The 617-nt window shown below is 60.0% G+C and carries 1 pseudogene; it reads right to left on the bottom strand.

The features are described 5' to 3' along the window. Positions 1-617 (bottom strand): annotated as a pseudogene (locus tag JHD07_RS31630) (efflux RND transporter permease subunit); the annotation flags it as partial.

The following is a 617-nucleotide window of genomic DNA, read 5'->3' as shown; positions in this document are numbered from 1 at the left end:
CATCAGGATCATCAGCGCCGTAAGGCCGGCGGCGATCGCGCCTTCGCGGAGCACGCCGTTCACCGAATGCGTGACGAAGACCGACTGATCGAACAGTTCCCTGATCTTCAATCCGGCCGGCGCAGACGCGCGAATCGATTGCAACGCGCGCTTGACGCCATCGACAACGGCGAGCGTCGAGGCATTGCCATTCTTGATCACGCTGAGCAGAACCGCGCGATGGCCGTCTTCGCGGACGATGTTCTGCTGGATCTGGGATCCGTCGCGAACCTGCGCAACATCCTTCAGCAGAATGGTGGCGCCATTTGCGAACTTGACCGGGATCATGTTGAGATCCTTGATCGAGGCAGGCGTCGCGTTGGTCAGGACGGCATACTGGGTATTGCCGATCTTCGCCGTTCCGGTCGGCAACGTCAGGTTCTGGGTGTTCACGGCATTGACGATGTCGAGCGGCGTTAATCCGCGCGACAAAAGCTTGTTCGGATCGATATCGACCATGATCTGGCGATACTTGCCGCCCGCGGGCGTCGGCAACGTTACGCCGGGAACCGGTGCCAGCTGCTGTCGGATCCGATAGATGCCGAAGTCGTATAACTGCTTCTCGTCCAGTCTGTCGG

Source organism: Bradyrhizobium sp. (genome assembly GCF_016462955.1).
GTDB lineage: Bacteria > Pseudomonadota > Alphaproteobacteria > Rhizobiales > Xanthobacteraceae > Bradyrhizobium.
The sequence above is the reverse complement of the archived record's forward strand: the minus strand, read 5'-3'. Positions and strand labels throughout refer to the sequence as shown.